The organism is Streptomyces sp. SID12501 (assembly GCF_010550245.1).
In the GTDB taxonomy this organism is placed as follows: Bacteria; Actinomycetota; Actinomycetes; order Streptomycetales; family Streptomycetaceae; genus Streptomyces.
On record NZ_JAAGLU010000013.1, the window covers coordinates 188,076 to 209,857 of the forward strand.

Consider the following 21,782-nt stretch of genomic DNA (forward strand, 5'->3'; position numbering starts at 1 on the left):
CCGTTTACGGCTTACGGCTTACGGCTTACGGCTTACGGCTTACGGCTTACGGCTTGGGCAGGGTGCAACCACTCGCGCTCAGGTCGAGCTTGTTGTCGAGGCCGAAGCACGCGGGGATCTGGTAGGTCTCCTGCGCGTAGTTGATGCCCTGGCGGACGGTCACGGTGCCGTTGGCGTCGACCTCGCAGGGGTTGTTGTCGGTGCAGCGCCCGCCGTCCTCGTTGCCGGTGTTGTTGACGGCGACGACGTTGCCGGTGGCGTTGTCGACGACCGGCGAGCCCGAGGTGCCGCCGATGGTCTGGCAGGCGGAGGTGTAGCGGACCGAGTCCTTCCAGGTCCACTCGCCTTCCTTGAGGCGGTAAGCGAAGCCGTCGACGTTGCAGGCGTACGTCCGCTTCCAGTAGCCGGAGACGACCGTGATCGCGGTGCCGACGACCGGGTGTGTGGTGTTGAGCGTGAGAGGGCTGATGTTGTACGAGGTCTTGATCGCCGCGTAGGTGGTCGTGAGCTGGTAGATCGACACGTCCGTGTCGGTCATCGTCGCGTACGCGATCTTGCTTGCGCGCAGGGTGGCGACGCGGGTGGCCGCGGCGTTGAGCAGCCCGAAGGTACGGGTGGACGCCTGGTCGACGATGACCTCGCCGGCCTCCGGGAAGCCCGTCTCCAGGCAGTGCCCGTTGGACATGACCAGCGCCGGGTCGTCGGCCTCGGAGTTCGGGAAGCGGACGAGCGACCCGGAACAGTTGGAGAGCGAGACGGTGCCGGCGAAGTTGACGGCCTGGATGGTCGGCGCTGCGGCCGCCTTGACCGCGGCGCTCTTCGCGACGGGCGCGGCCGTGTCGGCCTGCGTGGCGACCGCGGGTGCCGCTCCCGCCCCGGTGATCACCAGGGCTGCGAGCGCGGCAAGGAGAGGCTTGTTCATGTGGGGGTCCCCTCGTACGAAGGAGCGACCGGAGGTTTTCCGGCCGCTCACTTTTTGTCATGAGCATTGTGATGCGGGAGGGGTGATTGGGGCAAGGAATCGTTTCCGGCCGGGAGTTGGCGGGATTGTGCGCACGCGGCGTCGACGCTGACGGGAACCGGTGCAGGGGCGCCACCTTCTGCAACGCGACGCTCCCGCCGAGTAGCCGAGGGAATCTCAGGTCCGCCCGGTACCCAAGAGGCAGCGCGCTGGTGGTGACGGTCCGTTGTTGCGACGCAGGATTCCCCTTGGGCGTCCCGGTCCGGCGGGCGGCCGAGGTCACCCGGTTTTCTCGGTGCGCTCGGCCAGTGTCTGTTCCAGCCGGCGCACGTGCGCGTCCAGAGCGAGGTCCTTGTAGCCGTGAACATGATCCAGGATCTGGGCCATACGGGGCTGGTCGACGCCGGGCAGCCAGGGCTCATCGCGAATTTCCCGGGCCCGGAACCTGTCCAGCTGGGCAAGGCGTGCGTCGAGTTCGGTCTGCATGAGGCGGAACCGTTCGTCGCGGTCGAGGAAGATCACGAAGGCATAGCGGACCAAGAACTCCGGGTCGCCGAAATCGAGCGACGGCGAATACGGAACGGCCAGGTGCTCACCTGAGCCCCCGCCCTGGCGAGCGCGCCTGCCGGGGCCGGATCGGCGGCCAGTTCTGAACGCTCCCTCGACTCTGCTGCGCGATTCGGCCGGGCGGCAGCGACCGGCAGGAAAAGCCTCGACAGCCACCGCGTTGTCGCAGTTCGCGGTCCGCGCATCGGAGCCGCCTCAGAATTGGGCAGCAGAGTCTCCCTCCTCGTCCGCACCGACCAGGGCCTGGTACGGGCAGAGCACCGCCAAAGGGCGGCAGCTCCTCGGCATCCCCTATGCCGCGGAGCCCACCGGCGACCTGCGTCGGCAAGCCCCCACCCCGCCCGGCGAACTGGCGCGGGGTCCGGGATGCCACCCAGTACGGCGACTTCCGGGTTAACGCGGCGAAGGCCGCGTCCACCTTCCTTCGTGTCTCGGTCAGCGGCTAGTCCTGACACCACAGTCAGCCCACGTATCGCTCTCCCGGCCAACGACGACCAGCCCGGCACCACGTCCGGCACCCTTCACGTCGTACGACAACCACAGCCCCGGTGCCACGGAGGCTTCGTGTTTCCTGGAGGACCGTGACACTGGCCCATGGGGCAAAGCCCTGATTGACCCGCGAGCCCGGCCACTGCGGGTGGTCACGGCGTCTCGGGGCGTACGCCATGGATCGGCGGCTGTCGCTGTTGCGGAAAGGTCCATCCTGTCCAGCCAGACCCTGGCGGTTGCGCGATCAGATCGAGTGAGGGCTTGCTGTTGTCCGGCAACGCCGCGCGTCTGGGCACGGTTTGGCGGGCGTGCCGACCTCGTGTGGCGGCATGGCTTCCTGTGATGTTGAAGTCCAGGAGGAGAAGATCAAGTGCGTGCACCTGTTCGCCGGCGCCGGCCTTCTCCAGGTGCTGTTGGGCTTCGCGTACGAGTCGCTCGATTTCGATCTTGGCGCGCATCTCCAGACTGGTGCGCTGGGCCGACGCCTGCTGGACGGCCTGTTCGGCCTCGACTCGGAGTTGGTCAATGTCTTTGAGTGTCTTGTTCAATGACGCGTAGGTCGTTGCCCGGTGGTCTTTGGCGCGTTTTTCAGCGTTCTGCAGCATTTCACGAGCTCTGTCTTGCGCTCTTGTGATGATCGCGTCGGCGCGTCTGTTTGCCTCGGTGACTATGTCCTCATGACGGCTCTGGCCTTGCAGTTCAAGCCGGGCGGCAGTGGCCGCCCCGTCCGCGATGATCGCGGCGGCTCGCTTCTCCGCTTCGGGAGCCCGTTCGTGCAGGAGCTCATACTCCTCCTGGGCCGTCTTCAGCAGGTTCGATGCGCGGCGTTCCAGGCGGGCTGCCGCCTGCATCCGGCGGCTCGCGCTCTCTTGCGCGGCGTACGCCTGCGCGATGACCACGCCGGGTTGCTCGGTGAGCTCGCGCAGTCTTTTGTTCTCCAGCTCCAGGCGAGAAATTTGGGCTTGCGGAGAATCGCCGTCCCGCACTGTCGCCCTGTGGAAGTCCTGTTCTGCCGATCGCAGTCGCCGCAGTCGCTCACTCCATTGATCTGCGTCGCCCCCAAGGGTGGTGACGACGTCTCGGAGGAGGTCCTCGGCCGGCACCTTCTTGGCGTTGAACAACTCCGATAAACGAGGCTGGCTGTATCCGGACTTGCCGGCGAGGTGGGTGAGAGTGGGGTTGCCTGCCTGCTCACGGAGCTTGCGGAGGCCGATGCTGAAGGCCGCCAGGGGGCGCCCATCATCCTCCAAGACGTTCATCTTGCGCCCCACTGGGCCCCCTCGTTACACAACCTGCTGACAGGGCGTCATTCTTTCGGCAGAGCATCCGAATAATCCAATTGATCTTGAAGTGCCCGAGGCGATAGTTCAACTCTGGAATACCTTCGCGCCGTTCTCCGGGAGCTTGAACGATGAATTCCGGATGATCCAGATGATCGATGATCGATCGCGTTCCAAGCGCCCGCTTAATCCCAAGTTCGCCGTTGCCCCGAAGGTGAATATCGCGTTTGGTTTGAACAAGCGCTGAGGTCTTGACTTGAAGAGAACCTCTGCAACCGCGAAGGCGCGGTCTCCTCGTCCCCTACCGGGGGTCCTCACCTCTGGAACCCCCGACACGGACGCCTGGGGAAGGCCGCACTCGAACGCCGATGGCCCCGGACCCGATCAGGTCCGGGGCCAGGCCCTGCGCCGACTGTGCGGCGCGGCGAGAAACGACCGACAGCCTCAGTAGGGATGCCGTGCCAGGAAGCCCTCCTGAAGCGCCTTGCTTCTCTTCAAGGACAACTCATGATGCACTGCGCGGCTTCCCCGCTGGTGAAAATTGCATATCGACCATGCATCCGTGTGATGTTGGGCAGTACCGCACCCCAGGAGAACTTCGACAGCACCTGGACGTGGACTGCTGCGATCGGCCTGGTCACACTCCTGGTCACCACCTACTTCTCCGTCGATCAGCTGCGCAAGCGCAGGAAGGCCGCAGAGGCGAAACGGCTCAAGCCCGACTATGACCTGCTGGACGAAGTCGTCGTCGTACTCGGCAAGTTGGAGGCGCTGTCGGCCCAGAAGGCTGACCTGGCCATGCTGAACGAGCTGCGCAGCCGGATCAAACAGGCGGAACGCCGCTCCCCCGACCTGCTGTTCGGTGAGATCGTCGCCCGCATCGACATCTACCAGAAGGCCATGCTGCCCGACTGCTTCGGCAAGAAACTGGCCGGCAAGCGGGTCACCCTGGACGACCTCCTGGAGCTGTCCAGGAAGCAGGGCGCCGCGCTGACGGAGATCAGGGTCACGTGCGACGCGGTGCAGCTTGAAATCGACGGCCGTACCACCTGACGCGGAAGGACTGTGAGCGGCCGTCCGTCAGGATGGCCGCTCACAGGTCACTCTCAAGTGTCCTGAAGGAAGCAGGTTTTCGCTCTCTCATCGCTCATGCTCCGGTCAGGGCTTCCTGGACCTCGGCTGCGGGGAACGGAGTGCGCTTGCTTTGTGTGATCAGGCGGTGGTGGAAGTCCGATGTCTTTCGGAACGCCGGAGGGTCGGCGGCCTGCGACCCATTCGCGCAGGAAGGTCCCGTGCTCGACGCCGCCACGCACGCCGTCCGGGAGGTGATGGCGAAGCAGGTGGCCTGGTGCGTAGCACCGGTCGTACACGAGGTGATCGGCAAGGAAGGCGCCCTCTGCCGCCGAGAGTTCGAAGTCACGGCTCAAGGCCAGACCGAAGTCAGCGAAGTACACCTGCTCGACACGCGTGCCCCCGAGGACGCGACGAACGCATACGGTTCGCCGGCCCGGAGTCGCATGACCGCTTCCCACTGGTCATGGTCGAGGCACCGAAATGCCCGCTCGGGGTCGAACGCGGCGAGCAGCACGCGCACGGCGAGCCGCATCCACACCAGGGCCCGTTCCGGGGTATCGACCGCGTTCACTCGGACTCTTGACTCGCCGTCGCCGCCAACCTCCGTCGAACACACGGTGAACTCGCACCACCAACCCTGCCGAACGACAGATGCGGGGCGGCACATCAGGCTGCGACGCATTTCTCCCCTGGTCGACATCGCGGCGTACGAAGACAACGGGGGCCACGACAGGCACGTACCGCACGTCGCCGTCGCAGATCGTGTACGCGTACGTCTCCTGCCGACGGAGCGCAGCAAGGCTCGCGCATGTTCCCATCCGTCGGACATCCACGCCCGCACCGGAGCGGCGGCCGGTAGGTCGAGCTGATCCGCGATGCGGTCGGCCCGCTGTACCAGCCAAACCATGGCGAGCCAGGCGGAGTTGGGGCGGTAGCCGCCGAGCGTGTGCAGCGAAGGGCCTGTGACGGTGTACGCCACGCAGCCGGCATCGAAGGTGGTGGACTGAGCGACCGGTTGGCAGGACAGCGCGAACCGCGCGCTCAACACGCTGCTCCCCCACGGTTGATGACCAGGTGAGCCCAGACCGTCTTGCCGGTCTCCCTCGGCCGTACGCCCCACTTGTCGGACAGCCCCTCGACGATCAGTACGCCGTCACGGCGGCGCATACCCACCTCGAAGAACTCGCCGATCCCCTTGGCGTGCACGACCGCGTTGGCCGCCAACTCGCACACGATCGACTCGGCGTCGTCGGCCAGTTCACCGAGAAGCCAGAGGGTCAATATCCCCCGGACGTGGTCGCGGGCGACCGGCACCGAGTCCTTGCGTAAACGGAACCTTCTGTTGTGCGTACGCCCGGACATGCGTCCTCCTGCGGGTTGCGGACCCGCAGAACCAGTCACCTCCCGTGTTCACTCAAGAACAGAAGGTCACGCAGCGAACGAAGAGCACACTGCTCATCGAGGGCGAGGCAGAACTGACGTACTACGAGCACGCTTTCGACATGCTGCGGTCCGCGGCGCTGAGCCCTGACGACAGTCTCGCGTTCCGCCAGCAGACGATTGACAGCATCGCCCAGGAAGAAGAGCTAAATGAGTAAGAACCGGGACATCGTCACAGCCTTCAGGAAGTCGTCAGCCTCGGGGATGAGCGGCAACAACGACTGCGTAGAAGTAGCCCAAACCGCCGATGGAGGCCGCGCGATACGCGACAGCAAGACCCCTCACGGTCCCGTCCTCTTCTTCGCCCCCGCGGAGTGGAATGCCTTCAGCACAGGCGTCAATGATGAAGAGCTCGGCGGCTGAGCACGATAGCGCGAGACGCCCGCCGTCCACTGCCTGGGCCGGTGCTGGTGGCAGTGCTTCGAACCGCCGACATCCCACACGACAGCACAGGAGTACCGACGATATGGCGAACCGCTGGGTCGGAGTGACGATCGACTGCGTCGACGTGCAACGGACGGCCGCCTTTTGGAGCGCACTGTTGGAGCGCCCGCCGGGGCCGACCCAGCCCGGCTGGGTCTACCTCGGCCATCCCGACGACCCGCAGCCCCGTCTCGTCTTCCAGCCCGTGACCGAGGCGAAGCACGGCAAGGTCCGTCTGCACCTCGACGTCGCAGTCGACGACATCGAAGCGGGCATCGCCCAGGTCATCGCCCTCGGCGGCCGGTTCACCGGCGAACGGCACGACTACGACGAGGGCGTGGTCGTCGTGACGGCCGATCCCGAAGATCACGAGTTCTGCCTGGTCCACTACTACTGACCCGCCCCAGTCCGCCCATCGCCCGGAGGCGCTATGCCCCTGCGGATGAAGTTGCGTGCGACAACACTCGACTGCCCCGACCCACTGGCTCTGTCGGCGTTCTATCAGCAGGCCACCGGCCTCGAACCCGACCTGAAATCCGACGCCGACTTCGCTGGCCTCACCTGCGAGGACGGGCTTTCCATCGGCTTCCAACGCGCCGACGACCACCAGGCTCCGCGCTGACCCGACCAGACAGCTCCCCAGCAAATGCACCTGGACTTCGCGGTCGACGACCTGGACAGGGCCGAGGCGCGCCTGCTGGAATTGGGCGCGGGCAAACCTGGTCACCAACCGAATGAGGGCAGGTGGTGGGTCCTCACCGATCCGATCGGCCATCCCTTCTGCGTGGTCGGAGACAATCCCTTTTGATCAGGGCGGCGCGGGCGTGCGACCTGTCCGGCAACCCACCCGGCACCCCGCTCTTCCCTGCCCCAAGTGGTGGAAAACACGACGCGGCACGCGTTACCCAGCCGTAAACTCACCGCCATGCAGCTGATCCAGTCGACCAAGCTAGCCAACGTCTGTTACGAGATCCGGGGTCCGGTTCTCGAAGAGGCGATGCGGCTCGAGGCGGCAGGGCATCGCATCCTCAAGCTGAACACCGGGAACCCGGCCGCCTTCGGCTTCGAGGCTCCGCCCGAGATCCTGGAGGACATCCTCCGCAACGTGTCGTCGGCCCACGGGTACGGCGACGCGAAGGGGCTGCTGGCGGCGCGCCGGGCGGTCGTCATGCACAACCAGACCCTCGGTATCGAGACGGACGTCGAGCACGTCTTCGTCGGCAACGGCGTCTCCGAGCTGATCGTGATGGCGATGCAGGCCCTGCTCGACGACGGCGACGAGGTGCTGGTCCCCGCCCCCGACTACCCCCTGTGGACGGCGGCGGTCTCCCTCTCCGGCGGTACGGCGGTCCACTACCGCTGCGACGAGCAGGCCGACTGGATGCCGGACCTCGCGGACATCGAGCGCAAGGTCACCGACCGCACCAAGGCGATCGTCATCATCAACCCGAACAACCCGACGGGCGCGGTGTACGACGACACCATGCTCCGGGGGCTGACGGACATCGCGCGCCGCCACAACCTCCTCGTCTGCTCGGACGAGATCTACGACAAGATCCTGTACGACGGCACCACGCACACCTCGACCGCGAAGATCGCCCCCGATCTCCTCACGCTCACCTTCAACGGCATGTCGAAGGCGTACCGCGTCGCCGGTTACCGGGTCGGCTGGATGGCGATCTCCGGGCCCCGCGCGCACGCCGACTCGTACATCGAGGGCCTGACGATCCTGGCGAACATGCGCCTGTGCGCGAACATGCCGGGGCAGCACGGTGTCGTCGCCGCGCTCAGCGGGCGGCAGACCATCAACGACCTGGTGCTGCCGGGCGGGCGGCTCAAGGAGCAGATGGATGTCGCGTACGACCTGCTCACCCGGATTCCGGGCGTCAGCTGTGTGAAGCCGAAGGGCGCGCTCTATCTCTTCCCGCGCCTCGACCCGAACGTCTTCAAGATCAAGGACGACCGGCGGATGGTCCTGGACCTGCTCCGCCGCGAGAAGATCATGGTCGTGCACGGTACGGGCTTCAACTGGCCCGAGCAGGACCACTTCCGCGTCGTGACACTGCCCACGGTCGGTGACCTGCGCGACGCGGTGACCCGCATCGGCACCTTCCTGGACGGCTACAGCCAGCCGTAAACGTCCTGGAGCCACTTATCCGTGATCGGGCTCAATTTTAGACTGAATCTAAGCTAGGATGGCTTCCTGTCAGCGCACAGGAGGCCATCTCCCATGTACGAACCGATCCGCACCCCGTCGGTCCACAGCACCCGCAGCGCGCTGGCCGGCACCGCCTCGGACTTCCCCCACAGGTCGCGCGAGGACGAGCTGGACATCCAGCTGGCCGGCCATCTCGCCGCACTCCTCACCGCCACCGACGAGCTGCGCGCCCTCGCACCGTCCGCCGACCTGGACACCGCCGCGGAGCGCCTCGCCGGCCAGGTGAGCCGACTGGGCCATGGCCGTACGCCGGTCCGCGCCTCGACCACCGCGACCGCCGCCCCCGACCTCACCGCCCTGCACCAGCGCGCCCACGCGCTCGCCGGACGGGCTCTGGTCGTCGCGGCCTCCCGCGCCGACACTGCCGCCGCGATTCTCGCCGCCGAACGCATGGACGCCCACGCCGAGGCCGCGACCGAGGCCACCGGGCCCCGCGCCCTCGCGTCCCACTGAGCCCTTCCCCGGGCTCCCCTCGACGGCCCCGGTCCGCGCGCTCCCGCAGCGACGCGCGGACCGGGTGCCACTTCACTGCGTTCGCTTGAGCAGGGGGTTGTTGTGGCGCCGGGTTGTGAAGTGCCGTTGGGTGGGGTGCGATTCGCCGTAAGCGGCTCCGTGGTGTGCGGCTGCAGGCCCGCCGTGGCTTGTCGCGCAGTTCCCCGCGCCCCTTAGGGCGCGTTGCGTACCGGGACCAGTGCTTCACCCTCCGTTCATCCTCGTAACCGGGGAACGTTGGATTCCGGGAGCACGCTCCCGGCGTGAGACGAATCGCAGGGATTGTCCTCGCGGTCCTGCTGATCGGCGGCGTGGTGGCAGCCGTCGTGGCGGGCCGGGACAACGGGGACCGGAGCACGGCAACGAAGACCGTGCGTGGAGTGATCGGGTCGGAGAAGGCGGAGTTCTTCGCCGATCCCGACGTGGTGAAAGCCCTTGCCGCCAAGGGCTACACCGTGCGGACGGAGACCTCCGGGTCGTGGGCCATGGAAGGGCTGGACCTCAAGGGGTACGACTTCGCCTTCCCGTCCAGCCAGGCGCCCGCCGACGAACTGGCCGCCAAGTACAAGGCACGGCAACCCCTGCCGCGCCCCTTCTACTCACCGCTCGTCGTCGTGGCCCACCGCAACGCCGCCGGGGTGCTGGCCACCAACGGACTCGCGACGCTCGACGAGGGCCAGCAGCGCGGCACCCTCAAGATGGCCGCCTATCTCGCCGCCGCCGACAAGGACCGCACCTGGCAGCAGCTCAAGGGCGCTGAGAAATACGGGGAGTTGACCGGCACCCTCTACATCGCCTCCACCGACCCGGAGAGTTCCAGCTCCGGCGCCCTCTACCTCGCCGCCACCAGCTACGTGGCGAACGGGGGCCGGGTGGTGGCGAGCGACGCCGACATCGACCGCACCGCGCCCCTGATGCACAAGCTGGTCAGCGTCCAGGGCGCCCAACAGCCCAGCTCCGACGCGGCGTTCCGGGACTTCGTGAGCGGCGCCGGAAACCCGCTGGTCCTGGTGTACGAGTCGCAGGTCGCCTCGCTCCTCGGGGACCGGCAGAGCGCCGGCGACCTCACCGTCCTCTACCCGGACACCACCGCCAACAGCGACCACACCGTCGTACCACTGACCGAAGAGGGTCGCGCACTCGGTGAACTCCTCAGCGACGACCCGGTGTTGCGCAAGCTGGCCGTCCGGCACGGGTTCCGGCCGCAGGGCGACGCCGCCGAGTTCGTCGCGGCCACCGCCGCCCACGCCGCCTACCTCAACCAGAGACTGACCGGCGTCCGGCAGGCGCCCGTGCCCACCTCCAAGGTGCTGCACGAGATGGCGCGCCGGGCCCGAGGACAGTCATGACCAGGGGGAATCACACGTGAATTTCCAGAAGCCGAGCCAGAACACGACCGACAACCAGAACACGACCGACAACACGAGCCAGAACAGCAGCCAGAGCGGCGACGACATCTTCACGCTCACCCCGCCCGAGCCCGTCGCGGCCGTGCCGCGCGAGAAGGCCGGCGGTCTCGTGCCCGTCGACGACAGTGTCCGTACGGACATGGCCCGCAAGGCCGCCGAGTACGTCGGCCGGCTCGCCGCCCTCGACGCCCGCTCGCCCGAGTTCGCGGGCCGGGTCGGGGAGATCACCGGCCTCGGCGCCGGTGAGATGCGGACCGCCGCCGCGCAGTCCAACCGCATGCTGGAACGGGCCGTCCGCAGCCTGCCGAGCAACGGCGGTGACGCCCAGTCGCAGGTGGCGGGCTCGCTCGTCGAACTCCGGCGCGTGGTGGAGGACCTGGACCCGCGTGACCTGCCCACGGGCAAGGGCCGGAAGTTCCTCTCCAAGCTGCCGGGCGGCAACAGACTGCGCGACCACGTCGCGAAGTACGCCTCCTCGCAGGCGACCCTGAACAAGATCGTGGGCTCGCTGCGCGGCGGACAGGACGAACTGCGCAGAGACAGCGCGGCGTTGCAGACCGAACGCGTCCACCTCTGGGAGACCATGGGCAAACTCCAGGAGTACGTCGTCCTGACCGAAGCCCTGGACTCCGCCGTCGAGCAGCACATCGGCGCCGTCGACGCGGCCGATCCGGCGGGCGCCGACAACCTGCGCGCCGATGTTCTCTTCCCGGTCCGGCAGAAGCACCAGGACCTGCTGACCCAGCTCGCGGTATGCGCACAGGGCTACCTCGCCATGGACGTCGTACGCCGCAACAACGACGAGCTGATCAAGGGGGTCGACCGCGCGGCCACCACGACCGTGTCCGCGCTGCGCATCTCCGTGATGCTGGCCGGCGCCCTCGACAACCAGAAGAAGGTCATCGAGCAGGTCAACGCACTGCGCGGGACCACCGAGGACCTCATCCGGGGCAACGCGGAGATGCTCGCCACGCAGAGCGGCGAGATCCAGCGGATCGCCGCCGACCCGGCCGTCGGGGCGGAGACCCTCAAGAACGCCTTCCAGCAGATCTACCGCACCCTCGACACCATCGACACCTACAAGGTCCAGGCGACCGAGGCGATGGCGGCGACGGTGGAGTCGCTGACCTCCGAACTCCAGCACGCGAGCGCCTACTTGGAACGCAGCCGGTCCCGGGGCGCGCTGGACGGAGGCCAGGTATGAGCAGAACCCACCGGCGCACGGCAACCGCCGCTCTCGCGCTCGCCCTCCTGACCGCCACCGTCACGGCCTCCGGCTGCACGGCGCAGAACTCGTCCCAGGACCCGGCCGCCCCGGCCGCCCCCGAGCCCGGCACCCTCCGTGTCCTCGCCTCCAGCGAACTCTCCGACATGAAGCCGGTCCTCGCCAAGGTCGAGAAGGACACCGGCATCAAGGTCCGGCCCACCTACATGGGCACCCTCGACGCCGTCGAGCTGCTGGCGAAGGGGAAGACGGACGGGGTGTACGACGCCCTGTGGCTGTCCTCCAACGACTATCTGCGGCTGCGTCCCGACGCGGCGAAGAAGGTCGTGTCCGAGACGTCCGTCATGTCGAGCCCGGTCGCGATCGGCGTCAGGGACGCCACCGTCGCAGAGTTGGGCTGGAAGCCCGACCAGGTCACCTGGTCCCAGGTCGAGGAGGCGGTACGGGACGGCAGGCTGACGTACGGCATGACCGACCCCGCGCGCTCCAACTCCGGCTTCTCCACACTGGTTTCGGTCGCCTCGGGACTGTCCGGGGCACAGGCCGCGCTGACCGACGCCGACGTGACGAAGGCGTCCCCGCGGCTGAAGGAGTTCTTCAAGGGGCAGAAGCTGACGTCCGGTTCGTCGGGCTGGCTGGCCGCAGCGTACGAGCGGCGCGGCACCGTCGACGCCCTCCTCAACTACGAGTCCGTCCTCAAGGGCATCCCGGGACTCACGGTGATCCGCCCGCGCGACGGAGTCGTCACCGCCGACTACCCGGTCACCTCGCTCGCGTCGACCGACGCGGCGACCCGGGAGGACGTCCGCCGGCTGACGGAGGCCCTGCGCACCCCGGCGACACAGCGCGAGATCACCGACGTCACCCACCGCCGTCCGGTCGTCGCCTCCGTACCGCCCGCGGCCGGGCTCGACACCTCCCGCCGCCGTGAACTCCCCTTCCCCGGCAGCCGGTCCGTCGCCGACGGCCTGCTCGACGCGTACGAGAACGAGCTGCGCCGCCCCTCGCGGACGGTGTACGTCCTCGACACCTCGGGCTCGATGGAGGGCGAGCGGCTGGCCGGGCTGAAGCAGGCGCTGCGTGGTCTCACCGGCGACTTCCGGCAGCGCGAGGAGGTCACGCTGATGCCGTTCGGCTCGGACGTGAAGAGCGTACGGACGCATGTCGTGAGCCCCTCCGATCCGCAGAGCGGACTCGACGCGATCCGCCGGGACACCGACGGGCTGGCGGCGGACGGCGACACCGCGATCTACACCTCGCTGGAGAAGGCGTACGAGCAACTCGGCGCCGACCGGGACACGTTCACGTCGATCGTGCTGATGACGGACGGCGAGAACACGGCGGGCGCGAAGGCGGCGGAGTTCGACGGCTTCTACCGGCAACTCCCCGTCCGGCAGCGGGAGATACCCGTCTTCCCCATCCTCTTCGGCGACTCCGACCGCTCCGAGCTGGCGCACATCGCCGACCTGACCGGTGGTCGCCTCTTCGACGCCCAGGACGGCTCGCTCGACGGCGCGTTCAAGGAGATCCGTGGCTACCAGTAGGTTCATGGGAATCGGGGGGTTTCTGAGGTTTCTGCGGTTCCTGGAGTCCCGCAAGAACATCGCCGGGAGCGCGTGCGGGCTGGTGGGCCTCGGCCTGACCTTCACCGGTGTGGCGGGACCGTACTGGCCGGTCGTCGTCGCCGGACTGTACGGCGCGGGCGCGCTGATCGCCCCGCCGGAGCGGCAGCCGGTGCCGGACTTCCCGGACCCGTCCGCGCAGCTCTCCGCCCAACTCGACGAGCTGCGGGGGGATTTCGGCCGGTTGCTGACGTACCTCGAAGGCGTCGAACTGCCGCCCGCCGCCGATGGCCGACTCACCGAGTTGACCGGACTCCTCACGGCGCTGCTGGACCCCGACTGGTCCGGCGAGGTCCTGGCAACCGACCCGGAGGGCGTCCACGCGCTCTCCCGGGCCGTACGCCAGGACGTGCCGGAGGCCGTCGACACCTTCGTACGGACCCGGTGGTGGACCCGGCTGACCCCGGGCGCCGAACCGCCGGAACGGCACCTGGAACGACAGCTCGGGCTGCTGCACGAGGAGGCGGAGCGGTTGGCGGTGAGCCTCCGGGAGGCGGAGGCCCGACGCCAGGAGACGCACACCCGCTACCTGGAGGGCCGCGCATAACCCCTGGGGGCTCCGCCCCCGGACGGGCTGAAAATCGAAGGACCACCGCGGCCGGTCATGACGACGTCGCAGGTCAGGGCAAGTCCGACCGGCCGCGGAGTTATCGAGGTGGGCCTCAGCCCAGGCGCTGCACCAGCGCCCGGTACTCGTCCCACAGTTCCTTCGGTGTGTGCTCGCCGTACGTGTTCAGGTGTTCGGGAACCAGCGCCGCCTCCTCGCGCCACACCTCCTTGTCGACCGTGAGCAGGAAGTCGAGGTCGGACTCGGAGAGTTCGAGACCGTCCGTGTCGAGCGCGCCCTTGGCCGGCAGCACGCCGATCGGCGTCTCGACGCCCTCGGCCTTTCCGTCCAGCCGGTCCACGATCCACTTCAGGACCCGGCTGTTCTCACCGAACCCGGGCCACACGAACTTGCCCTCGTCGTTCTTGCGGAACCAGTTGACGTAGTAGATCTTCGGCAGCTTGGACTGGTCCTTGTCCTTCGCCACGTCGATCCAGTGCGCCATGTAGTCGCCCATGTTGTAGCCGCAGAACGGCAGCATGGCGAAGGGGTCGCGGCGCAGCTCACCGACCTTGCCCTCGGCGGCGGCCGTCTTCTCGGAGGCCACGTTCGCGCCCAGGAAGACACCGTGGTTCCAGTCGAAGGACTCCGTGACGAGGGGTACGGCGGTGGCGCGCCGCCCGCCGAACAGGATCGCCGAGATCGGCACGCCCTTCGGGTCCTCCCACTCGGGCGCGATGATCGGGCACTGGGCGGCGGGCGTGGTGAAGCGGGCGTTGGGGTGGGCGGCGGGGCTGTTTCCGTTTTCCTTGGCGGACTCCGGCGTCCAGGAGTTGCCCTTCCAGTCCGTCAGATGGGCCGGAGTCTCCTCCGTCATGCCCTCCCACCAGACGTCGCCGTCGTCGGTCAGCGCCACGTTGGTGAAGACCGAGTTGCCCCACAGCGTCTTCATCGCGTTGGCGTTGGTGTGCTCACCGGTGCCGGGCGCGACGCCGAAGAAACCGGCCTCGGGGTTGATGGCGTAGAGACGGCCGTCCTCACCGAAGCGCATCCAGGCGATGTCGTCGCCGATCGTCTCGACGGTCCAGCCGGCGACCGTCGGCTCCAGCATCGCGAGGTTCGTCTTGCCGCAGGCCGACGGGAAGGCCGCCGCCACGTACTTCGACTCGCCCTGCGGAGGCGTGAGCTTGAGGATCAGCATGTGCTCGGCGAGCCAGCCCTCGTCGCGTGCCATGACGGACGCGATGCGCAGGGCATAGCACTTCTTGCCGAGCAGCGCGTTGCCGCCGTATCCGGAGCCGTACGACCAGATCTCGCGGCTCTCCGGGAAGTGCGAGATGTACTTCGTGGAGTTGCACGGCCACGAGACGTCAGCCTCGCCCTCGGCCAGCGGCGCCCCGAGCGTGTGCACAGCACGCACGAAGAAGCCGTCGGAGCCGAGTTCGTCGAGGACCTGGCTGCCCATGCGGGTCATCGTCCGCATGGACACGGCGACGTACGCCGAGTCGGTGATCTCGACGCCGATGGCGGAGAGGTCCGAGCCGAGCGGGCCCATGCAGAACGGGACGACGTACATCGTCCGGCCCTTCATCGAGCCGCGGAAGACGCCCTTCTCCCCCACGAAGATGTCCCGCATCTCGGCGGGATCCTTCCAGTGGTTCGTGGGGCCCGCGTCCTCCTCCTTCTCGGAGCAGATGAAGGTGCGGTCCTCGACACGCGCGACATCGGTCGGGTCGGAGGCCGCGTAGTAGGAGTTGGGGCGTTTGATCGGGTCCAGTTTCCTGAAGGTGCCTTTTTGGACGAGCTCTTCGCACAGTCGCTCGTACTCGGCCTCTGATCCGTCACACCAGACCACGTTGTCCGGCTGCGTAAGTTCTGCGATCTCGTTGACCCACGAGACCAGTTGCTTGTGGTCGGTCGGGACGGTGCCTGAGAGGAAGGTGTCAGGGGGAACGGGAGCCGCGATGTCGCGCGCCACGATCTGCTCCTTGAATGAGGGTTTTTTGTTGACTGCCCCTTGGGGGCTGCGACCCGGATGCTTCACGATATTGATCAATGGCGCTCATCCGGTGCCGACCGCACTCATTTGATCATCCGACTGGAGCGCCCATCTGTCCAGAGGGCCTCACACCTGAGCGACGTGACCATTGCCACTCATTCGCCGCCCGCCCAGGCGTTTCCTCCGGGTCACCACGCATTCACCTGGCGCACCCGAGCGCCGAGCCGGCCCCGATGCCGCCCCAATGCACATGAGAGGCTGGCCACTTCCGGCCCTTCCATCCCCGGACTGACGCGTAACTTACGGTTCCGTAGGTACGATTGCCGTCATGACTGCGTCCGCCCCCGACGCGCCCCTGGACTCGCCGGCCGTCGGCCGCAGTCCCCTGGCGCTCTCGCTGCCACATTCCGATGAGATCAAGCCCAAACTGCGCGGCTGGCTGCATCTCGGCATGTTTCCGGCCGTACTCATCTCCGGCCTGGTGCTCACCGCGCTCGCCAGTTCGAGCCGGGCACGCATCGCCTGCGGGATCTTCACTCTCACCGCCTGCCTGCTGTTCGGCGTGAGCGCGCTCTACCACCGCGGCACCTGGAGCCCGCGCATGGACGGCGTCCTGCGCAGGCTCGACCACGCGAACATCTTCCTGATCATCGCGGGCACCTACACCCCGCTGACGATGCTGCTGCTCCCGGCGAGCAAGGGTCAGTGGCTGCTGTGGAGCATCTGGGGTGCGGCCGTGGCCGGCATCGCCTTCCGCGTGTTCTGGGTCGGCGCCCCGCGCTGGCTCTACACCCCCTGCTACATCGCGATGGGCTGGGCGGCCGTCTTCTTCCTGCCGGACTTCATGCGCGCGGGCGGCATCACCGTCCTGGTACTGGTCCTCGTCGGCGGACTCCTCTACAGCGCGGGCGGCGTGATCTACGGGCTCCAGCGCCCCAACCCGTCACCGCGCTGGTTCGGTTTCCACGAGGTGTTCCACTCCCTGACCCTCGCGGCCTTCGTCGCGCACTACATCGGCATCTCGATGGTGGCCTACCAACACGGGTAACCCCCGCCCCTCTACCCCGCCCCTCTACCCCTCCCCCCTTCCCTCCGAGATGGCCGCGGCTTCCGAGCCGCGGCCATTTTCTGTGCCCTCGCCTCCGATTTCCGCTCCCTCACATCCACATCAGGTTGACAGTCACCACCTTTTGGAAGCTACTCTCATTTCATGGCTACTGTCACTGGACCGGATACCGGCACAGACACCACCCCGCCCCTCGACCCCCGCCGATGGTGGGCCCTGGGCGCCCTGGTCGCGAGCATGCTCGTCCTCGGCTTCGACATGACGATCCTCAACGTCGCGCTGCCCACGATGGCCGAACAGCTCGGCGCGTCCACCGGCGACCAGCAGTGGATGGCGGACGCGTACATCGTCGTGTTCGCCGCGCTGATGCTCCCGGCAGGTCTCCTCGGCGACCGCTTCGGGCGCCGCCGGATGCTGATCGCCGGGCTCGGGATCTTCCTCGCCGGGTCGCTCGTCGGAGCGCTGGCAGGTGACGTGAACTGGATCGTCGCGGCCCGCGCGCTGATGGGCGTGGGCGCGGCCCTGGTCATGCCCCTGGCCCTCTCCGTCCTGCCCTCGCTCTTCCCGCCCCACGAGCGCACCAAGGCCGTCGGCGTCATCTCGGCAGGCTCCGCGCTCGGGATGCCGCTGGGCCCGATCATCGGCGGCTGGCTGCTCAACCACTTCTGGTGGGGCTCGGTCTTCCTGATCAACGTCCCGATGGTCGCCATCGGCATCACGGCCTGCGTGTTCCTCCTCCCCGAGACCCGCGACCCGGCCTCCCCCAAGGTGGACGTGGTCTCCACGGCGCTCACGGCGACAGGCCTGGGCGCGCTCATCTACGCGATCATCGAGGCCCCCACCCGGGGCTGGACCGACCCGCTGGTCCTCACCCTGTTCGCCGCGGCGGCCGTACTCCTGACGGCCCTCGTCCTGCGCGAACGCCGCGCCACCCGCCCCATGCTCGACATGACGCTGCTCTCCCAGCGGGGCTTCCTGCTGAACACGGTCGCGGCGACGCTGGTGATGTTCGTCCTGTCCGGCCTGATGTTCGTCCTGCCGCCGTATCTCCAGGCGGTGCTGGGCAGTGACGCCCTGGGCACGGGCGTACGGCTGCTGCCGCTGATGGCCGGCCTGTCGGTGGCCGCGCGGGCGGCGCAGCCCGTGAGTGCCCGGTTCGGCTCGCGGGCGACAGTGGCCGCCGGCCTGGTGGTCCTGGCCTTCGCGGCGATCCTTGGCAGCCGTACGACGGTCGACGCGGGCTACGGCTACACGGCCCTGTGGCTGACCATCGCCGGCTTCGGCTTCGGCTTCGCCATCGTCCCGGCGATGGACGGCGCCCTGGCCGCCCTGCCCGCCGACCGCGCGGGCAGCGGCTCCGGACTCCTGATGACGCTGCGCCAGGTGGGCGGCGCGATCGGCATCGCGCTGCTGGGCAGCCTGCTGGCGAGCACCTTCCGCGACGGCCTCGACGTCACGGGCCTGCCCGCCGGCATCGCGGACACGGCCGGCGACTCGGTGGTGGCGGCCCATCTGATCGCGGAACGGACGGGCTCGGCGCAACTGCTGACCTCAGCGAACAGTGCGTACGTCCATGGCATGGGCGTCGTCCTGCTGGTGAGCGGGGTGGCGGCTCTGGCTGCGGCGCTGCTGGCCGGGGCGTTCCTCCCCAACACCCCGACACACACCGGGCCCGCACCGACGAACCCGACATCCCCCACCCCTGCCGCCATCCCTGTCGGCACCCCTGACGTGGCCACTGACACGGCCACCGACATCGCCGCCGACCGGCCCGATGGCCGACAATGAACGTATGACGGCCGCACGCACCTCTCCCTTCGCCGACCGCCCCCAGCTGGGCCTCCGTGAGCGGAAGAAGATCAAGACCCGGATGGCGATCCGTGCCGCGACGTACGAGCTGATCGAGGACCAGGGGTACGACGCCACGACGATCGAGCAGATCGCCGAGCGCGCCGAGGTGTCGCAGTCCACGGTCTTCCGCTACTTCCCCACGAAGGAGGACATCGTGCTCACCGACGAGTACGACTCCGTCCTGGAAGAGGAACTGCGCGCACGACCGGCGGACGAACCGTGGCTCGACTCCCTTCGGTACCTCGTGAAGCAGGCCGTCGGTGTCAACTGGATCGAAGAGCCGCAGGTGACCCGGCTACGCGGCCGGCTGATGCTGGAGGTCCCGGCGGTCCGCTCCCGCATGATCGAGAGCATGTCCGAAACCGGGCGCCTCCTCTGCCGCGTCATCGCGGAGCGCACCGGCCGCGACCCCGCCGACCTGGAGGTCCGCGTCTACGCCATGTCCCTGATCGGCGGCCTGTCGGAGGTCACCGTCTACTGGGCCCAGAACGACTTCAAGGACAACCTGGCCGACCTGCTGGACCGTACGGTGGACGTCTTCGAACACGGCCTGCCTACGCAGGGCCCTTCCTGACCTGCGGTCACTCCCGGTGGGCGCGCCCACCGGCGCGGGCGCGCCCACCGGGAGTCGGGGACACCAGTTCCCCTACCACTACCTCACTTCTTCGCGCTCTTCCTCAGGTCCTGTTTCTCGCAGGCCACCCCGTTGCGGCTCGGATCGAGGCCGAGGGGGTCGTCCTTGCCGTTGATCTTCAGGCGGCCGTAGTCGTTGGCCCTGAGCCAGGCGCAGCGGGCGGCCGTCGTCTGCTTGACCTCCGCCGGGAACACCGTCGGGACGCAGACGTTGATCGAGCCGTAGTGGCGGTCGCAGCCCGAGAGGGTCGGGCTGACGTTCTGCGAGGCGCGCTCCTTGCCGGGGCCGGTGACCTTGCCCTTCAGTCCGTCCGCGAAGGAGTGGATGTGCGCGGAAGGGGTGGCGTCGGAGGATTCCATGGGCATCGACATGGACATCGCCGTCGACGACAGTGCCGCCGGCCCCTGGAGGTGGACCCACTTCGCCACCGAGGGAACGCCGTTGGCGTCGACCGCGAAGAGCATGTACCAGCCGGGCGGGGCCAGGTTGGGGTTGCTCGTCACATTGAGGTCGATGTTGTTGCCGTCGACCGACAGGGGCAGGTCCACGAACCGCTGGTTCGGGTCCGAGGAGTGCGTGACCGCGGCCGGGCGGATCAACTCCGCCTTGACGATGGGGCGGTCGACCGTGATGCGCTGCGTGTCGCCGTAGTTCCACTCGCCGTCGATCATCGAAGTGATCGTCGGACGCGTGCCCTTGAGGAGGTACGGCGGGGTGTAGATCGACACGTTGTGGTTCCAGGTGCCGTTGCCCGGGTTGTCACCGGTCGACATCACCCGGCCGTCGGGCAGCAGGAACGACGACGAGTGGTAGCCCCGGGCCTGCGGATCGGCGGCCACCGGGTCGAAGGTGTTCGCCGCCGGGTCGTAGATCGACGACTCGAAGACCGGGTTGGCCCGGTTGTGCAGTGCGCCGCCGGTCTCCAGCACCTTGCCGTCCGGCAGCAGTACGGCGGAGACGTACATCTTGCCCTGGTTGCCGGTTTCGGCGACCGGGCCGTTGCCGAGGTCGACCGTGCCCTGCGGCAGCGGCGGACCCGCCACGTACGCCGGGTCGGCCGCCTTGAGGTCGATGATGTCGGTCAACCGGTTGGCGTCCGGGTTGGACTCGATGTTGCCGCCGCCCAGCGTCAGCACCCTCTGGTCCTGGGCCGGCGGCAGCAGCACGCTCGCCGACTGGTCGCGCTGGTCCTTGTTCTGGAGCCCGGAGATCGCGGTCGTCGCGTTGGCCGCGTAGTCGTAGACCGCCGACCCGGTGCCGGGCGTGCCGTTGCCGAAGACATGGCTGCCCGAGTAGAAGAGGCGGCCGTCCTGCATCAGGATCATCGACGGGTACAGACCCCAGTACGACCAGGTCTGGTTGACCTGCCACAGCGGCAGCCACTGCTGCTGCGCGTCCGACCACAGCTCGGCGGTCACCGAACCCGTCGAATCCTCCTTCAGCCCGCCGAAGGAGATCACGTCGCCGTTGCCGAGGGCGGTCGCCGACGGGTACCAGTGACCGTCGTTCAGGTCGTTCGTCTTGCTGTACGTCTCGGTCACCGGGTCGAAGATGTACGAGTCCTTGTAGCCCTCGTAGCCGTGCCCGCCGGCGACCGGGTACGCCTTGTTGCCGCTCATCACCAGCACGCGCCCGTCCTGGAGCTGGACGTGCCCGGAGCAGAACATGTCCTTCGGCGTGGGGATGACCTTGTAGGTGCCGTTGGCCGGGTCGTACACCGCGCTGGTGAACGTGCCCGCGTTGAACTGCTCCTCGCTGTTGCCGGAGCCCGCGATCAGCAGCACCTTGCCGTTGTTGAGGACGACGGAGTGCATGGAGCGGACCGGGTTCTGCGTGGGCAGCACCGTCCACTTCCCGTTGGCGCACTCCTCGGCGGTGCTGGTGCAGGTGGCGGGCGGGACCGGGTCGGCGACCTGCTCCATCGTGTAGTCGTCGGTGGTCGCGGAGCCCGTGCCGTAGACCGAGACACCCCAGGTGATGCGGTCGGTGCCGGCCGGGACCGCCGGTGTGCGGACCGTGGCCTGGGTCCAACTCCCCTGCATCTCCAGGGTTTTGAGGTCGGTCCAGTACTGCCAGCCGAGCGTCGTGTCGTGCCGGAACAGGGTGATGGCCGCGTCCGGGGTGGTCGTCTTGTACCAGAGCCCGAGGTCGTACTGCTTGCCCGCCGTCACCACGGGCGCGCAGGTCGTGTCCTCGGTGATCAGCGCCTTGCGGTCGCCGCTCACCCGCCGGGTCAGCTCGACCTTCATGGCCTTCGAGCCCGAGTGGCCGCCGGTGACGGTGGAGAAGGTGAAGTCATTGTCGCCCCACCCCGACTTCTCCCAGCAGTACGGCATGTCGCCGCTGCCCGCCGTCTCGAAGCCGGGGTTGAGGACGAGGTTGGCGGCGGACGCGGGCTGGGGCGAGGTGAGGAGGAGACCGGCGGTCAGGGCCCCGACCCCGACAAGTGCGGTTCTTCTGCGCGCAGTTGATCTCCGCGCTGATC

The 21,782-nt window shown here is 68.0% G+C and carries 20 protein-coding genes and 2 pseudogenes; 14 read left to right on the forward strand and 8 right to left on the reverse strand.

The genetic code is table 11. From position 1 onward, the window contains the following. Positions 1-46: 46 nt before the first annotated feature. The 3 genes from G3I71_RS17855 to G3I71_RS17865 form a co-directional block, all read right to left on the reverse strand. Positions 47-922, reverse strand: coding sequence for a serine protease (locus G3I71_RS17855; protein ID WP_164315772.1), 876 nt, complete (start codon positions 920-922; stop codon positions 47-49). A gap of 318 nt (positions 923-1,240) precedes the next feature. Beyond that, positions 1,241-1,684 carry a hypothetical protein gene (locus G3I71_RS17860; RefSeq protein WP_164315773.1) on the reverse strand — a complete coding sequence of 148 codons (444 nt, stop codon included), beginning with the start codon at positions 1,682-1,684 and terminating at the stop codon, positions 1,241-1,243. A gap of 485 nt (positions 1,685-2,169) precedes the next feature. Beyond that, complete coding sequence (locus G3I71_RS17865; RefSeq protein WP_164315774.1) at positions 2,170-3,288, reverse strand: hypothetical protein; 1,119 nt, start codon at positions 3,286-3,288, stop codon at positions 2,170-2,172. Positions 3,289-3,861: 573 nt separating this feature from the next. On the opposite strand from G3I71_RS17865, the gene G3I71_RS17870 reads away from it, so the two are divergent. After that, positions 3,862-4,350, forward strand: a complete 489-nt coding sequence (locus G3I71_RS17870; RefSeq protein WP_164315775.1) for a hypothetical protein — start codon at positions 3,862-3,864, stop codon at positions 4,348-4,350. Positions 4,351-4,444: 94 nt separating this feature from the next. On the opposite strand, the pseudogene G3I71_RS51145 reads toward G3I71_RS17870, so the two are convergent. The 3 genes and pseudogenes from G3I71_RS51145 to G3I71_RS17880 form a co-directional block, all read right to left on the reverse strand. Further along, positions 4,445-4,754 (reverse strand): annotated as a pseudogene (locus G3I71_RS51145) (protein kinase family protein); the annotation flags it as partial. Next, positions 4,721-5,416, reverse strand: a complete 696-nt coding sequence (locus G3I71_RS17875; protein WP_164315776.1) for a hypothetical protein — start codon at positions 5,414-5,416, stop codon at positions 4,721-4,723. The gene G3I71_RS17875 and the pseudogene G3I71_RS51145, both read right to left, overlap by 34 nt. Then, positions 5,413-5,733 carry an ATP-binding protein gene (locus G3I71_RS17880; RefSeq protein WP_203730621.1) on the reverse strand — a complete coding sequence of 107 codons (321 nt, stop codon included), beginning with the start codon at positions 5,731-5,733 and terminating at the stop codon, positions 5,413-5,415. The genes G3I71_RS17875 and G3I71_RS17880 overlap by 4 nt, the downstream gene beginning before the upstream one ends. A 44-nt stretch (positions 5,734-5,777) precedes the next feature. On the opposite strand from G3I71_RS17880, the gene G3I71_RS17885 reads away from it, so the two are divergent. From G3I71_RS17885 to G3I71_RS17930, 10 genes and pseudogenes are all read left to right on the forward strand, one after another. Next, positions 5,778-5,969 (forward strand): Scr1 family TA system antitoxin-like transcriptional regulator, encoded by a 192-nt coding sequence (locus G3I71_RS17885; RefSeq protein ID WP_164315777.1) that lies wholly within the window; start codon positions 5,778-5,780, stop codon positions 5,967-5,969. Next, positions 5,962-6,174 carry a DUF397 domain-containing protein gene (locus tag G3I71_RS17890; RefSeq protein WP_164315778.1) on the forward strand — a complete coding sequence of 71 codons (213 nt, stop codon included), beginning with the start codon at positions 5,962-5,964 and terminating at the stop codon, positions 6,172-6,174. The genes G3I71_RS17885 and G3I71_RS17890 overlap by 8 nt, the downstream gene beginning before the upstream one ends. 103 nt (positions 6,175-6,277) lie before the next feature. Further along, positions 6,278-6,631, forward strand: a complete 354-nt coding sequence (locus tag G3I71_RS17895) for a VOC family protein (RefSeq protein ID WP_164315779.1) — start codon at positions 6,278-6,280, stop codon at positions 6,629-6,631. A gap of 33 nt (positions 6,632-6,664) precedes the next feature. Continuing rightward, positions 6,665-7,042: pseudogene (locus G3I71_RS17900) on the forward strand (VOC family protein). A gap of 117 nt (positions 7,043-7,159) precedes the next feature. Next, on the forward strand, positions 7,160-8,371 hold the full coding sequence (locus G3I71_RS17905; protein WP_164315780.1) for a pyridoxal phosphate-dependent aminotransferase: 1,212 nt from the start codon (positions 7,160-7,162) through the stop codon (positions 8,369-8,371). Between the two features lie 93 nt (positions 8,372-8,464). Continuing rightward, positions 8,465-8,905 carry a hypothetical protein gene (locus tag G3I71_RS17910; RefSeq protein WP_164315781.1) on the forward strand — a complete coding sequence of 147 codons (441 nt, stop codon included), beginning with the start codon at positions 8,465-8,467 and terminating at the stop codon, positions 8,903-8,905. Between the two features lie 302 nt (positions 8,906-9,207). Further along, positions 9,208-10,293: a substrate-binding domain-containing protein gene (locus tag G3I71_RS17915; protein ID WP_164315782.1), complete on the forward strand. Its 1,086-nt coding sequence runs from the start codon at positions 9,208-9,210 to the stop codon at positions 10,291-10,293. Positions 10,294-10,399: 106 nt separating this feature from the next. Beyond that, on the forward strand, positions 10,400-11,557 hold the full coding sequence (locus G3I71_RS17920) for a toxic anion resistance protein (RefSeq protein WP_164315832.1): 1,158 nt from the start codon (positions 10,400-10,402) through the stop codon (positions 11,555-11,557). Further along, positions 11,554-13,122: a substrate-binding and VWA domain-containing protein gene (locus tag G3I71_RS17925; RefSeq protein WP_164315783.1), complete on the forward strand. Its 1,569-nt coding sequence runs from the start codon at positions 11,554-11,556 to the stop codon at positions 13,120-13,122. The genes G3I71_RS17920 and G3I71_RS17925 overlap by 4 nt, the downstream gene beginning before the upstream one ends. 4 nt (positions 13,123-13,126) lie before the next feature. Beyond that, positions 13,127-13,747, forward strand: coding sequence for a hypothetical protein (locus G3I71_RS17930; RefSeq protein WP_203730681.1), 621 nt, complete (start codon positions 13,127-13,129; stop codon positions 13,745-13,747). Between the two features lie 115 nt (positions 13,748-13,862). Here the strand turns inward: G3I71_RS17930 and G3I71_RS17935 are convergent, their stop codons facing one another. Then, on the reverse strand, positions 13,863-15,725 hold the full coding sequence (locus G3I71_RS17935; protein WP_343242991.1) for a phosphoenolpyruvate carboxykinase (GTP): 1,863 nt from the start codon (positions 15,723-15,725) through the stop codon (positions 13,863-13,865). A gap of 349 nt (positions 15,726-16,074) precedes the next feature. On the opposite strand from G3I71_RS17935, the gene G3I71_RS17940 reads away from it, so the two are divergent. From G3I71_RS17940 to G3I71_RS17950, 3 genes are all read left to right on the forward strand, one after another. After that, positions 16,075-16,794 (forward strand): hemolysin III family protein, encoded by a 720-nt coding sequence (locus G3I71_RS17940; protein ID WP_164315784.1) that lies wholly within the window; start codon positions 16,075-16,077, stop codon positions 16,792-16,794. 162 nt (positions 16,795-16,956) lie between these two features. Further along, on the forward strand, positions 16,957-18,600 hold the full coding sequence (locus tag G3I71_RS17945) for an MFS transporter (RefSeq protein WP_164315785.1): 1,644 nt from the start codon (positions 16,957-16,959) through the stop codon (positions 18,598-18,600). 4 nt (positions 18,601-18,604) lie between these two features. Beyond that, positions 18,605-19,237: a TetR/AcrR family transcriptional regulator gene (locus G3I71_RS17950; RefSeq protein WP_164315786.1), complete on the forward strand. Its 633-nt coding sequence runs from the start codon at positions 18,605-18,607 to the stop codon at positions 19,235-19,237. A gap of 83 nt (positions 19,238-19,320) precedes the next feature. Here G3I71_RS17950 and G3I71_RS17955 read toward each other — a convergent pair whose 3' ends face one another. Next, on the reverse strand, positions 19,321-21,633 hold the full coding sequence (locus G3I71_RS17955) for a galactose oxidase early set domain-containing protein (protein WP_239149206.1): 2,313 nt from the start codon (positions 21,631-21,633) through the stop codon (positions 19,321-19,323). Between the last annotated feature and the right edge of the window lie 149 nt (positions 21,634-21,782).